The 13,401-nt window shown below is 37.2% G+C and carries 9 protein-coding genes and 1 tRNA gene; 5 read left to right on the forward strand and 5 right to left on the reverse strand.

Annotated elements, in window-relative coordinates; translation table 11 throughout:
* Positions 1-97: 97 nt before the first annotated feature.
* The 3 genes from ACJV45_RS03620 to leuS all read right to left on the reverse strand — a co-directional run bounded on the left by ACJV45_RS03620 (position 98) and on the right by leuS (position 5,872).
* Complete coding sequence (locus ACJV45_RS03620; protein ID WP_419397665.1) at positions 98-1,921, reverse strand: ComEC/Rec2 family competence protein; 1,824 nt, start codon at positions 1,919-1,921, stop codon at positions 98-100.
* Positions 1,922-1,947: 26 nt separating this feature from the next.
* Entirely contained in the window at positions 1,948-2,739 is a 792-nt protein-coding gene (locus ACJV45_RS03625; RefSeq protein ID WP_419397666.1) for a ComEA family DNA-binding protein, read from the reverse strand.
* A gap of 148 nt (positions 2,740-2,887) precedes the next feature.
* Positions 2,888-5,872, reverse strand: coding sequence for a leucine--tRNA ligase (gene leuS / locus ACJV45_RS03630; protein WP_419397667.1), 2,985 nt, complete (start codon positions 5,870-5,872; stop codon positions 2,888-2,890).
* A 205-nt stretch (positions 5,873-6,077) separates the two neighbouring features.
* Here leuS and ACJV45_RS03635 point away from each other — a divergent pair, with 205 nt between their 5' ends.
* From ACJV45_RS03635 to ACJV45_RS03645, 3 genes are all read left to right on the forward strand, one after another.
* Positions 6,078-6,506 (forward strand): hypothetical protein, encoded by a 429-nt coding sequence (locus ACJV45_RS03635; protein WP_004122522.1) that lies wholly within the window; start codon positions 6,078-6,080, stop codon positions 6,504-6,506.
* A gap of 82 nt (positions 6,507-6,588) precedes the next feature.
* A complete protein-coding gene (locus tag ACJV45_RS03640; RefSeq protein ID WP_419397668.1) occupies positions 6,589-7,395 on the forward strand; it encodes a fructosamine kinase family protein in 807 nt (268 codons plus the stop codon).
* Positions 7,396-7,482: 87 nt separating this feature from the next.
* Positions 7,483-9,204: a substrate-binding domain-containing protein gene (locus tag ACJV45_RS03645; RefSeq protein ID WP_419397669.1), complete on the forward strand. Its 1,722-nt coding sequence runs from the start codon at positions 7,483-7,485 to the stop codon at positions 9,202-9,204.
* Between the two features lie 6 nt (positions 9,205-9,210).
* On the opposite strand, the gene ACJV45_RS03650 is transcribed toward ACJV45_RS03645, so the two are convergent.
* Together ACJV45_RS03650 and ACJV45_RS03655 are read right to left on the reverse strand one after the other, a co-directional pair.
* Positions 9,211-11,025 carry an AMP-dependent synthetase/ligase gene (locus ACJV45_RS03650; RefSeq protein WP_419397670.1) on the reverse strand — a complete coding sequence of 605 codons (1,815 nt, stop codon included), beginning with the start codon at positions 11,023-11,025 and terminating at the stop codon, positions 9,211-9,213.
* Between the two features lie 110 nt (positions 11,026-11,135).
* The gene (locus ACJV45_RS03655) at positions 11,136-11,882 is read right to left on the reverse strand and encodes a M23 family metallopeptidase (RefSeq protein WP_419397671.1); all 747 of its coding nucleotides are present in this window, start codon (positions 11,880-11,882) and stop codon (positions 11,136-11,138) included.
* A 276-nt stretch (positions 11,883-12,158) separates the two neighbouring features.
* Here ACJV45_RS03655 and ACJV45_RS03660 point away from each other — a divergent pair.
* Together ACJV45_RS03660 and ACJV45_RS03665 are read left to right on the forward strand one after the other, a co-directional pair.
* Positions 12,159-12,234 (forward strand) — tRNA-Asn (locus ACJV45_RS03660).
* A gap of 208 nt (positions 12,235-12,442) precedes the next feature.
* Positions 12,443-13,401: hypothetical protein (locus tag ACJV45_RS03665; RefSeq protein ID WP_419397672.1), on the forward strand; the 959-nt coding region annotated here is incomplete at its 3' end.

Genomic DNA, 13,401 nt, shown 5'->3' on the forward strand with positions numbered 1-13,401 from the left:
ACGATTTAACTAATGGGACTATCCTTGTTTTTATTTAATCCGCTTAATTTTGCACGCTTATCAATTGTACAAACCATATAAAACTTAAAACACTTAATCATTCAAAAAGTTTTGTTGAATCATTTATAAGCTGCTTAAAACGATTCGACTTAACTTGTAAAAATATCCTTAAACTATTATATGATTCACTTTTTCTAAAATATTTATTTATGAGAAGTGCTAATAAAAAGATGGTGAATTCAGCGCACGCGATTAGCCACGCACCTAAAGAACCATTAACCCAAGGTATTGTTCCAATTTGTAAATCTCCCAAATACCATGCGCAATTTGCCATAATTTTTGTTCCAAAAGATGAAATTGTGGCAAAAATCAGAGAAATAGAATAACTCCAATGAGCGCATACAAGAGAAAGCAGACCAAATATTGTTGCAAAATCAACAAAAGGTGCAACAATTAAATTTGCTATAACAGATATGAAAGATACTTGTGGTTGCATTAATATTTGTACAGGAAGCGTAAAACACTGTGCACACAACGTTATGCTTAATGCGCTTGCAAGACTTGATGACATATACCTTAAAAATATTTTCTTCAATGGAATGCCCATAATTATTATTCCAAAAGTTGCGCAAACAGAAAGAGCAAACGAATAATCCCACGCATATTTTGGACAAATAAAAAGAACACTTATAACAGTTATACTTAAGGCACTAGCAGACTGGTATTGTCTAGAAAACATTAATGCTCCAGCAGAAATTAAACCCATTATAAGCGCTCTAAGAACAGATGCCGACGGATACACAATACACGATAAAAAAATATGACCACAAGCTTCAAATATTGCGCTCACTACTCTTGGCAAAAGCAAAAAAGCACATGTCTTACGAATAACGCAAGATAAAAGCAAAAAATGTCCTCCAGAAACCGCCATAAGGTGCATTATTCCAGCTATTTTGAATCTTTGTTTCATAGTGTTCGCATAAGTGCTATCGATACTATCTTTTCGTAAATCTTCTACATCACTTAAATGCTCTTGCCCCAAAAGTCCTACAGTAAGACCAGGAACAAGCATTTGACCCTGTTCATCTAAAGAACTAGTCACATTGTAAAATTCTTTCCACAATGTATTTAGTAATGTCTTAAAAAGATTAGCTTTTTCAATAACTTCTACTTTATATAATTTCGTTTTATCTGTTTTGTTTGCTTTAGGAACTTGAATTTCTATCGCATGAGAGTCAAATTTTGAAATCGAAATTTTTCCAAAACTACTTATCTTGTATCCGTAGTTCATTATTTTGCAATCTGGATTAAAAGCGTAAAGTTTAGCAGACACAAAGCTTTTACTCCTACTAATAACTTTTTCTTTATCCATAATTTCAATCTGTTTTACATTCACGTTTAATACGCAATCCCCCTTAAAGGATTGCGATACTCTTGGAGGAGACGTTATATCCATAAGCAATCTGATGGATTGAACATCGTTTTTTCTATTAAATTTATATTCTGTATCACTTTGCTTTAGATCTTTAATAGCATTAAAAACAGGGTCCATATGTTCTATGTTTAGAATAATTGAACACATTATAAAAGCTGCTAGAAACGCACAAAGACTTGTTAAAAAAGCATGCTTGTATCCTATTATTTTTAATTTTTTAATTAACTCATAAAACTTTAATTTTATGCGACTTTTGTAATCAGTTGTATTCTTTAAGCGGCACGTAAAAATGCAATTTCCCATTGAAAAAATAGTATAAAAGCACAAAAGAGCAAATGATAATATTGCGATTATCATACAGAAAAAATCTTGTTGTGAATCAACTATAAATCGAGCGAATAAGCAACCAAACCATACGCTAAACGCAATAGGAACAAGCCTAAAATCCTTGTTTCCATTTTCAAGATCCCAATATAATTCTTTCATTTTCCAACCTTAAAAATCACATAATTTTACCCAACGCAGGTCGCTGATTTAAGTTTTAAAAAAGTCTTTTGCCCAATTCCTTTAACTTGCATAAGATCTTCAACCCGCTTAAAAACACGCAACTTTTTACGCATATCTAATATTCTTTGAGCCATTTTTGGCCCTATACTTTTTAGAGTTTGTAATTCTTCCAACCCTGCTGTGTTTATATTTATGCAACCGCTTTTATCTTTGTTGACACTATTATTTTTGCTTATATCATTTTCATTAATTTTGTGCGTGCTATCACTAAAATCTTCATTTTTATTTTTAACAGTTAAATCTTTAGTCTCATTTGTATGTAAGTCTTTTTTAGAATCCTCTTTAGAATCATTGCTATATTCATCATCATCTTTATTATTTGATTCAAATTTTTTACTTAAAGATTTAACTTTAGATTCTCTCTGTGCTTGATAAGAATAAATCTTGTTATAAGTTCTAGATTGACATATGAGCATGGTTAAACTTGATGCTAAGAATACTACGAGAATTAGCATAATAGACAAAGCATGTACTGGTTTTATTCGTAATCTGACGAGATTTCTTTTTTCAAAATTATTTCGTTTATTAAGATTATCAATATTTGAAGCAGAATCTTTTGAGCTTATGGAAAAATCAGCAAGATGATAATCTATAGAATTGTTTTTCTCTTGTGCCAATATGCGGTTTTTAGAATCATCATTCAAAGTATTTTGCAAATAATTTGTATTTTCATAATTATTATTTAAAGCATCAATAGCTGCCAATCTTTCTAGAACGTTACTATTGTTTTTGTTCATTTAACCACCTCCTTCGTTTCAGCTTATTTATTTTTGATTGTTAAATAAAAAAGATGCGTATCTCCACTATTAAATGAAGATACGCATCTTTCAAGTAAAATTAACCAATGTGGTTAAAGGCTATTTTGCCTAGAAAACATTTGTTTTTTCAGCTTTCGTCCGGCACAATAGACACAATCTTTGGTGCTTTCACGATCACCTTGCGCGGCTTCTTTCCACCCAAGCGATCAGCTACTGCATCTAAAGCAAGTTTTTCAAGCTCGTTAGCCTCAATATTAGGGTCAACTTCAAGCTTTGCGCGAACCTTGCCCTTGATTTGCACAACAGCTGTAACAGTATCCGCACCAACGTAGTGAGAATCTGCAACTGGCCAATCTGCGTGAGCAATAGACTTAGTATGTCCAAGCTTGCTCCACATTTCTTCGCAAATATGCGGTGCAATTGGAGAAAGCATAAGAACAAGCGGCTCAACTGCTGCGCGAGGCACGTGAGGTAGAGAAGTTAAGTGATTATTCAACACAATCAGCTTAGCAATCGCAGTGTTTGGACGCATTGCTTCCATCTCTACAGTAACTTCTGCAATCGTGTTGTTAAGAAGCTTAAGCGTCTTTTCATCCAAAGCTTCGTCAGTTACTACACAAGCTCCAGTTTCTTCGTTAACAACGTTACGCCACAAGCGCTGCAAGAATCTCATACCGCCAACAACGTTACGCGTATTCCACGGGCGAGACTCAGAAAGTGGACCCATACTCATTTCATACAAACGGAACGTATCTGCGCCATAGTTTTCGTACATGTAGTCTGGAGTCACAATATTCTTTAAACTCTTGCCCATCTTGCCAAACTCACGATTCACGGTTTCGCCGTGCCACGTAAATGTTGGCTCGCCAGCACCGTTATTAGCACCTTCTTCAACCTCGTCGGCTGGAACGTACTGTCCACGCTCATCCGTGTACGCATAAGCCTGAATCATGCCCTGGTTAAACAAGCGATGGAAAGGCTCAGCAGAATCAACGTAACCCAAGTCGTAAAGTGCCTTATGCCAGAATCTGGAGTAAAGCAAGTGCAAAACTGCATGCTCTACGCCACCAACATAAAGGTCAACGCCTCCAGAAACATGCTCTTTGCCTGGTCTATTCGTTCCCATCCAGTAGTCGTATTCATCGTTGTCAACCATGTGATCAGCATCGTTCGGATCCAAGTAACGCATGTAATACCAGCAGGAACCAGCCCAGTTTGGCATAGTGTTGGTGTCACGATAATAGGTTTTTACACCATCGCCAAGGTCGAGCTGAACTTTTACCCAATCCTCGTTTCTACTCAAAGGAGCTTCTGGCTCCGAATTCGCGTCGTCTGGCGCGTAAGTTTTCGGCTGATAGTCTGGAACGTCTGGCAATGCAATTGGAAGCTCAGAATCTGGAACTAAGTGAGCAACACCGTCCTCATCGTAAACGATTGGGAAAGGCTCACCCCAGTAGCGCTGCCTAGAGAACAGCCAGTCGCGGAGTCGGTAAGAAACTCTACCTTTACCAACACAAGCTGTTTCAAGCCAAGTCGTCACCTTTTTGATAGCTTCGTCTACGCGCAAACCGTTAATAGACAAAGCGTCACCGAGCTTATGAGTATGCTCTACTGCTGAATTAATAACAATTCCGTCGTGAGAAACGAATGGAGCTTTACCCTCATAATCTTCCAACTTTTCTTCGGAATCAGGCAAAGGCTCAACCGTGTAGATTACTGGCAAATCGAAGGCTTTAGCAAAATCGTAATCGCGCTGATCGCCGCCAGGAACTGCCATAATTGCGCCCGTACCGTAGCCCATAAGCACGTAGTCAGCAGTAAACAGTGGAAGTTTCGCTCCAGTTACAGGATTAATTGCGTAAAGACCCGTAAACAGGCCAGTTTTTGCTCCAGCATCTTCCGTGCGATCTTTAGCGGTTTTAGCGCGAGCTTGAGCTTGATACTCAGCTAAACCGTCTTTAAGATTTGCGTAACCGCCCTTCCAGCTTTCTGGAACATCCGCGCCCCAAGCTTCTGGAACGTGTTCAAGAATTGGGTGATCAACAGAAACAACCGCAAAAGTTGTGCCAAAAAGCGTGTCTGGACGAGTCGTGTACACTTCCAAATCGCGAGTTTCGCCGTCAGCACACGGCACTTCAAAATGCACTGAAGCGCCGTGAGATTCGCCGATCCAGTTTCGCTGCATAAGCTTAACTTTTTCCGGCCAGTCAATAGTATTCAAATCTTCAACCAAACGGTGCGCGTAAGCTGTAATTCGCATGGACCACTGACGAAGATTGCGCTGGAATACTGGGAAGTTTCCGCGCTCAGACTTGCCTTCTGCAGTAACTTCCTCGTTTGCAAGAACAGTTCCCAATCCTGGGCACCAATTTACAGGAGATTTAGAAATATAAGCAATACGGAAATCGTTTAACACATCTGCTTGCTCTACTTTATTAAGCTCTTCCCACTTTTTGCCAGAAAAACCAGGAATTTCGCGCTTGCCGCTCTTAAATTCGTCAACTAACTCAGCAATTGGTCTAGCAGAACCTTTACCGCCATCTTTGCGTACAAAATCAGGGTCATACCAAGCGTCATAAAGCTTCGAGAAAATCCATTGAGTCCAACGAACGTAGTTTGTATCAATAGTTGCAAAAGATCTACGATCATCAAAGCTCAATCCCATGCGATGCAACTGCCTGCGCATATTTGCAATATTTGCCTCAGTAGTAATGCGCGGATGCTGACCAGTTTGAACAGCATATTGTTCTGCAGGAAGTCCAAAAGCGTCGTAGCCCATTGCGTGAAGAACATTCTCACCCTTCATACGGTGATATCGACTTACAACATCCGTTGCCAAATATCCAAGAGGATGTCCAACGTGTAAGCCCTTTCCAGAAGGATAAGGGAACATGTCCATTGCAAAGAAAGAAGGACGACCACAAGCCAATCTGCCTTCGCCATCCTTCAAATCGCCCTTAACATTAGCAGCCCAGAACGTGCCTTGCTCGTCCCAAGTCTTTTGCCAGCGCTGCTCAATATCTTGTGCGAGCTGCGCATTGTAACGAAAAGCTGGCTCAGCAATAGTAGCTTTATTGTCAGCTGTTGAATACTGTTGATCGTTGTCTTCCATAAACAAGCACTATAGCGACTCATATCGTCAATTTGCAACACTTTTTTCAACTTTTATCCATATTTTCTTATCTTTTTTGAAAGTTTTAATGCACAATTCACAAAATACTCTTATTTAGCGTTTTTCATAAAAATCATTACTACAATTGTTTTAAACGTTTAACATAAGAATTTATTAAGAATAATGTGATTTAACGAGGTTAGTTATGAAGGTATCAAAGAACACACTTTTATTAATTGCATGCCTTGTATGGTGTTTTGCTGGATTCAACATTCTTAAGATTGGTATTATTGCATACTCAAACTTTTTATCCCCTATTAATTTCGCTTTATCTTTAGCTGTTTTTGCAATATTCCAAGTGTTTATTTTCGGAAAACTTGTTAAAAAACATACTGCTAGGATTAACGCATACAAGGAAAACAAGCAATTTTTCCTTAATTTCTTCGATATTAAATCCTTTATAATAATGGCATTCATGATGACTTTTGGCATTCTTCTACGCGCGAGCAATATTGCTCCAGAACAATTTATAGCCGTATTTTATACTGGATTAGGTTCTGCTCTTACTTTAGCTGGATTGCTTTTTGGGTATCAATTTGCTAAAACATTTTGCCCAGTTAAAAGCCAAAAATAAAGAATCAGACACAAAGATAATTATTGTGCAAAGTCTTAAGTAAAATAATGTGATTGGTATAAATACAAGCGCAGAGGTTGCTATGAGTAATAACGTGTATAAAAAGAGTAGATCATACGCACCAGAACGATTCTTTGAATGCGAAGGTCGTGGACTTAACTGGCTTCGAGAAGCTTACGACAATGGCGGACCTAAAGTAGCTAAAGTTTTTGATTGGGGAAACGACTATTTAAATATTGAACGCATTGAAACCACAAGCCCCACTCCTTTAGCAGCGTTTGAATTTGGTGCATCTTTGGCACATATGCACGATTTCGGTGCAAAATATTTTGGGGAGCCACCTGCAGATTATAATGGCACATGCTATTTTGGACCTTTAAGTGACCCAGTAAAAATGGATTGTGGCAATTGGAGTAACGTTATTGACTATTTGGCTGAAGGAAGACTTTTACCAATGGTAAACCTTGGTATTTCTAGAGGAAGCCTTACAAAAAGCGATTTAGATCTTACAAATAAAGTTATTGATGCTCTGCCAGATTTGCTGGGAAAAGCCGCTGAAGATAAACCAGCGCGAGTCCATGGAGACTTGTGGAGTGGAAATGTGCTTTGGACTAAAAGCGAAGATGGCGAACACACAGAGGCTGTTTTAATTGATCCAGCAGCTCACGGAGGTCATCGTGAGGAAGACTTAGCAATGCTGCAACTGTTTGGGATCAGCTATTTTAAGCAAATTTTAGATGTCTATCAATCTGTTCATCCATTAAAATCTGGTTTTGAAAATCGCATGACAATTTGGCAACTCTACCCTATTGCTGGACATTGCGTCTTCTTTGGTGGAGGCTATGTTAGCGAATACCGCGATATGTGCTTTGATTTACTCAACCGTTAAATCACATATAGATAATACATAAAGAATATAAAGAATTAATAATACAAGTAAATTCTATAACTAAAATATTTACGAAAGGTTATAAATATGGTTCGCGTGCGAAAACGCTTTTTAAGCAAAGCTATTGCTGCTATAACAGTATTTAGCATGATGCTTTTTGCTGTTTGTGCATGCGGAACTACTACCCAAAACACAGCGTCTAATTCTATTAAAACTCGCGTAAATCATGGTAGTGTTATTATTTTTACGCCGTCAGACGGTCTTAATCTAAGTAGGAAAACTCCTTTAAGCACGTGGGATACTCTTGTACCAGAGATTATTAAATCGCTAAAAAAACAAGGATTTTCAGAAAATTCTATTACTACTAAATCGTCCAGCAGCTTATACGATCAAAGTCAAGATATTCAAGATTACGTTGTAAGCATGATCACATCTTTAAAAACAAAAAATTCTTCTAAAAATAAAAACAAGAAAACAAGTATCAGAGATGTTCATAGCAGCGTAAAAAAGCAACTTTCTAATACGACTATTGTTGTTGCTCCTTGGAGTAATAAAAACGGTAATAATAATTACGGTGATTACGTAACTCAACCCACAACACCTAAAGAGCAACTAAAAGAAGAAGATCTAAAATCACAAGAGGAAGCAGAAAATAGACTCACATCGTCATTAGATTTGGCTAAAAAATCTGGCATGCATGTCGTTATGTTATCTAGGCTTACTAGAGATTTTAAGCCAGATGCATTCTTCAAACTTTCTTCTGCTCAGAGCATTGGAGAAATTCAAGCATATACTCTTGTGCAAAAATTAGCATTAAATCAGGCTTCTAAAGATAATCCAAAAAGTGTAGAAGTACTTTTGCCTTGTCACAATCAAAAACAAAATGTTCATATGCATGTTGGAGTAAATACTCATGGTAATTCAGATTCGGATAATTCAAGTTCCAAACTTCAAGAATTTGATGATGAATTTGCACGACTTGCTTTCGCTGGAATCTGGAAAATTCTAAAACCTTATTTCACATCTGGATTAATGATTTCGCCTTCTGGAAAACTTAATAAGGATTCAACGGAGAATGACTGGGAAAATGCTGCTTTCGACGCAGATAATTCCGACTCTGTTAAGGCAGAACTTAAGTCGAGATTAGTAATAAAGAATGATAACGAAACAACTTCCACAAAACACGTAGACGGCATTATTGCTTTAGATGATCAAGTTGTTATGCAAGTAGAAAAAGCTCTTGAAGACCTTGGATATAAGGGAAGCTCTGCAGATATTAACCCTTCCTTTACTCTTCCAGATATAATTGGAAACTTTATAGGAAAACGAAATTTAACTAAGAAAAAGGTTCCAACGCCTGCTTCTACTGCTAAAAATAATGAATCACAAAAATCTAGCGCAAAAAATAATGATTTGAATTCATCTGAATCCAATAAAGAGAATAAAAATGCTGAAGATTCCGAGCTTAAAGATTCAGCTAATGAATTGTTGAACGACTCAAAATGGCCTGTTATTACTGGCTACGGCGCTTACAAAGATGCCTTACCAAATCTTGTAAATGGAAAGCAATGGATGACTTCTATAGAAAACATTCAGAAAATTTCTACTGATGTTGCTCAAGAATGCAGTTCTCTAAATGTTAATGGAAAATTATCTCAACTCGAAGATATTTCTATTTTTGTAAATAACAGTGGATTAGAAAAAGATATACCTGTAATAACAGAACCAATTCTCGCTGTAAGCGCAACTAATCTTAAAGCTCTTTTGATTGACCCTGGATACGTAACTCTTGCAGATGCAGGACTGTAAATTGCGTTATTTTCTCAGTCTTGGAGCATAAATCTTATTTTCGATAAGATCGTTATAACGTTCTATAACCGCATTGCGCTTTGCTTTAAGGCTTGGTGTAACTAAACCATTTTCTTGAGTAAAAGCATCTGGAACAATCTCAAATTTTCTAATTGATTCTGCTCTAGAAACATTAGAATTTGCTTTAACTATGCTTTGTTCTACGGAACTTATGACGATTGAATTTTTTCTTGCCTCTTCCAGCGAGCGCACTGGGCTTGCTCCTCGAGATTTAAGCCAAGAATTCACTTCTGCAAGATCTAACGCAATAATTGCAGAGATAAAAGGTTTTCTGTCTCCAATAACAACGCATTGAGAAATAATTGAAGAAGTCATAACTGATGCTTCGAGTATGCTTGGTGAAACGTTTTTTCCGCCAGCTGTGATTATCAGATCTTTTTTGCGACCAGTAATTTTTACAAAACCGTCGGAATCTAAAGATCCAAAATCTCCTGTATGCAACCATCCATTTACTATTTGCTTTTCAGTTATCTCTGGATGATTATGATATCCTTTGCAAACAGCAGGACTTTTAATACAAAGCTCTCCCTCATCATCTATTGCTACAGACACTCCCTGCACTGGCAAACCAACTGTTCCGATTTTATAACCTTTTGTTGGATTTACCATTGACGGAGCACATGTTTCTGTCATTCCGTACCCTTCGAGAATTGGCAATCCCATGCCATTGAAGAAATGCGAAATCGATTTGTCTAATGGTGCTCCTCCTGAAACACCATATTCAACGTCTCCTCCAAAAACTTGCAAAATTGAGTTGTAAACGAGCTTTTTACATAATGAGTGGCCTATAGCTAACATTGGCGAAATCATTCTCCCCGATTGTTGAGCTTTTGACCATTCTTTTGCTACTTTTACGCTTTGAGCAAATATAAATCCTTTTACTCCTCTACCAGCTTTTTGAGAGGCAGCATTGTAGATTTTTTCAAATATTCTAGGTACACCAAGTATGAAAGTCGGTTTAAAACTTTTAAAATCACTTAGTATTGTTTTAAGGTTGCTTGACAATCCAAGTGTTACATTTCCTGCAAAACAGAAGAACTGCATAAATCGCGCAAATACATGTGCTAAAGGAAGGAATAAAAGAAGTCTTGGTTTGCCTTTTAATGCTATATCTGGCATGGAAAGCATTCCAGATTTTGCTATAAACACAAAATTTCCGTGCGAAAGTTCTATACCTTTCGGGTCTCCTGTAGATCCAGATGTGTAAACGATTGTAGCTAGATCATCGCCTTTAACAGCTTTTTCTCTTTCATAAAATTCTGAGTCTGTAACTGTTTTCCCATACTCAATTAACGCATCTATTGCGTCTCTGCTTAATACATATACATCGTTAAGACTTGGGCATGACTTCTTTGATATTTCCACAGTTTCACGCATATTTTCATCTTCAACAAAAATCATGCTTACTTTAGAATCGTTAATAATATTTTCTATTTGCACTGCAGAACTTGTTTCATAAATTGGCACTGTTAACGCGCCTATAGACATTATTGCCATATCAAGTACAGTCCACTGCCATGAAGTATGCGCTATTATCGATATAGTATCTCCTGGCATCACACCGTGTGCTATGAATCCTTTTGCTACCGATATAACCAAATCTTTAAAGTCTTTCGCACTGTAGGAATTCCATTTTCCGTCGCCTCCTACATACTCAACCAATGAATCGTTCGGCTTACGTTCTACGCGACTTTCAAGAAGCGAAAAAATGTTTGCATTGTAATCAATTTTCTCATCGAGATTACGAGAATACTTTTGCATATTCGCTCCCTAAATATGTTTAAGAAAATCTTATGTAATAATCTTAGGTTAATGTCTTAAGCCCAAGACTCTTATTACACTATACGACACACATTTTACAGACTATTTTTTTATTCTTTTGTTTCTTCTTTGGGTTTTAAAATTATTCGTTTTTTCGCTACCATTTTCCTCGGATTTGCATAAGTCCTGTTTCTTCGTTTTAACCCCCATTGAATACACAAATTGTCGCAATGATCTGATCCAACTGTTACGTAACCAAAAAATTGACCTTTTCTAACAACTGTTCCAACTGGTAAATCTGTATATGCTGGCTCAAATGTAGAAGATAAAACTCCATGTTTGATTGTTACAACAGATTTTCCAGCAACTAGTCCAGCAAAATTTATTATTCCGTCTGATGGAGCGTATAGCTCAGTTCCTTCCTCTGCTTGCAAGTCTACTCCTCTATGACCCGCGAGCCATGGTTTTGCTGGAGCATCAAAATCTTTAATAATATTTACATTTTTTACTGGCCATACCATCCTTGATTTACAATTTGTAGTTTCTTTTAGTGTTGAAGCTGTTGAAGCCTGACTAACTGTATTCGCGACTATTTTTTGATTTTTACCTACAAAAGATTTTTCTATGCAACCAGAGTCAAATGAAGACACACTATAATCAGTTTGATTCGATTGCAAATATTCATACTCAATACTTTTGTTTATTGTAGGCTTTATGCAACTATGAATAATCAACATGATTACAATCAGAATCATAAAAATCAGTATTCTAACAAACTGTGATTTTTGTTTTAATATAAATTTTTTGGCTTTTAAGATTCTGGGCTTAATCATTTTTAAATCAAATATTTTTCTCATGATATTTTATTTTTCTCCTTTCATAAATCAAATTTGTTTTATGCTTCAACAGCGAAAATCTGCATTATTTAAAGGTTTTTTCTTATATTCGAAAGTTTTTCACAAAATTCTTTTTTTAGGAACACTTTTTTATCAATGTGGTTAAAGCATGTAAATCATTGGTATTCCAACGATTATGGGTTTTCGACACGCCCAAACACGCTATATTTGCATATCATAAAATTCCGTGTAATATAAATGTCTTGTGCACGGCACACAGCCAAGCACAGAGGATATTCCTGCGTAGCTCAGTTGGCAGAGCGTTCGACTGTTAATCGAATGGTCGCTGGTTCAAGCCCAGCCGCAGGAGCCAAGAAAACCACCAGCGAACCTGGTGGTTTTTTGTTTTGAATTTATTTGAATATTGTATTCTAATGAATCGCAAGTAATATTGCTTGTCCTGCAAACCATCAAAAATGCTACAAACTACAAGGGTCACGTACTTAGTTTGGCGTAAACTATAAGTGTTGTTTTGCAAAAAGCAATTCTTGGCGAAGATTGATAAAAACAGAGGATGATACATGTTAGAAAACATCTCCGAAGCCACAAATAATGGCCATAAAAAGAAGATGATAATTCTCATTGCTGGCGTCATTGTATTAGCTTTAGTATTAGGCGTTGGTGGTATTTGCTGGAGCATTCAGCACTCATCTCGTATGAAAGAAGCTAGAAAACAGTGCGAAATTAAGGTTGCACAAGTTAGCAAAGCAAGCCAGTCATGGAAAAAACTTACTAAAAATTCTCTTCTTATCTCTTTTGCTCAAGATAACTCAGAAAATGGCAAATTACTTGCTAAGCTTTTGAAGCAGCGTTTGCCAGAAACAGTTGTATGCAATGCTAATTCTCCAGAAGAGTTAGGGTCTCAGGGAGCTCAAGCTATAGCTGCAACTCAATGGTATTCTGACAATGCTCAGCGTATTCGTGGAGTGACTTCTGCAATGATTGATAAGCTTTCTGCAGCATCTACAGATACTACAGCGAATGCACAGGAAAAGCAGAAGGCTGAAGAAAGCCAGAAGGAACTGCAGAAGATCACTGCTCCTGTTATTCGTATAGCTCCTAAGGTAAAGCGTAAGCCGAATATTATTATTCAAAATATTCCTCCTACTCAAGAAGAAAAAGTTCAAGCAGATAACGCTATGCAGAAAAAGATTGAAGAAGCAAAGCGTCAAGCTGACGAACAAGCTGCTAAAGCTAAAGCAAAGGCAAAGGCTGATGCAGAAAAGAGACGTTTAGAATTAGAAAGAAGAAAGCGAATTAGGGATGCTGCCGAAAACCTACAGAAGCAGCTAGAAGAACAGGCTAGGAAGCAAGCTGAAGAGGAGGCGAAAAAGAAGAACCAACAAGGTAACCAACAAGGTAACCAACAAGGTAACCAACAAGGTAACCAACAAGGTAACCAACAAGGTAACCAACAAGGTAACCAACAAGGTAACCAACAAGGTAACCAACAAGGTAACCAACAAGGTAACCAACAAGG

The sequence above is a fragment of the Gardnerella lacydonensis genome (genome assembly GCF_048545055.1).
Taxonomy (GTDB): domain Bacteria; phylum Actinomycetota; class Actinomycetes; order Actinomycetales; family Bifidobacteriaceae; genus Bifidobacterium; species Bifidobacterium vaginale_C.

What these genes read in the sequence shown, in the direction of transcription:
- ACJV45_RS03620 (WP_419397665.1), bottom strand. Translation starts at nt 1,921, where the DNA reads ATGAAAGAATTATATTGGGATCTTGAAAATGGAAACAAGGATTTTAGG.
- ACJV45_RS03625 (WP_419397666.1), bottom strand. Translation starts at nt 2,739, where the DNA reads ATGAACAAAAACAATAGTAACGTTCTAGAAAGATTGGCAGCTATTGAT.
- leuS (WP_419397667.1), bottom strand. Translation starts at nt 5,872, where the DNA reads ATGGAAGACAACGATCAACAGTATTCAACAGCTGACAATAAAGCTACT.
- ACJV45_RS03635 (WP_004122522.1), top strand. Translation starts at nt 6,078, where the DNA reads ATGAAGGTATCAAAGAACACACTTTTATTAATTGCATGCCTTGTATGG.
- ACJV45_RS03640 (WP_419397668.1), top strand. Translation starts at nt 6,589, where the DNA reads ATGAGTAATAACGTGTATAAAAAGAGTAGATCATACGCACCAGAACGA.
- ACJV45_RS03645 (WP_419397669.1), top strand. Translation starts at nt 7,483, where the DNA reads ATGGTTCGCGTGCGAAAACGCTTTTTAAGCAAAGCTATTGCTGCTATA.
- ACJV45_RS03650 (WP_419397670.1), bottom strand. Translation starts at nt 11,025, where the DNA reads ATGCAAAAGTATTCTCGTAATCTCGATGAGAAAATTGATTACAATGCA.
- ACJV45_RS03655 (WP_419397671.1), bottom strand. Translation starts at nt 11,882, where the DNA reads ATGAGAAAAATATTTGATTTAAAAATGATTAAGCCCAGAATCTTAAAA.